The organism is Neisseria sp. P0001.S007 (assembly GCF_051963655.1).
Lineage (GTDB): Bacteria > Pseudomonadota > Gammaproteobacteria > Burkholderiales > Neisseriaceae > Neisseria > Neisseria subflava_A.
In genome coordinates, this window is the sequence record NZ_JBQCUB010000049.1 from 1 (window position 1) to 258 (window position 258).

General features: G+C 36.8%; 1 protein-coding gene. It reads right to left on the reverse strand.

Going from position 1 to position 258, the window contains the following annotated elements; translation table 11 throughout:
- Positions 1 to 204: hypothetical protein (locus tag ACTHRE_RS11160; protein ID WP_440345285.1), on the reverse strand; the 204-nt coding region annotated here is incomplete at its 3' end.
- Between the last annotated feature and the right edge of the window lie 54 nt (positions 205 to 258).

Genomic DNA, 258 nt, shown 5'->3' on the forward strand with positions numbered 1-258 from the left:
TAACGTTGTGTTGGTGTGATTATTGGTGGGCGTGGTGTTTTTTCTCGCGGTTGTTTTTGTTTTTGTTTTACAATTTTTTGCCGTTTGGACCGGTGATTTGGTCTGTGGGGTTTTTTTGGTTTTTTGTTTTTGGTTAGTTATATTGTTTTCCTTTGTTTGCCGTTTTTTGATTTTACAATTTATTTGGGGTTTTTTTTTTTCCAATTTGTGGAATTTTTTCCGCGGCTCCAATTCGGGTTTTTACTTCGGGCAACCCAC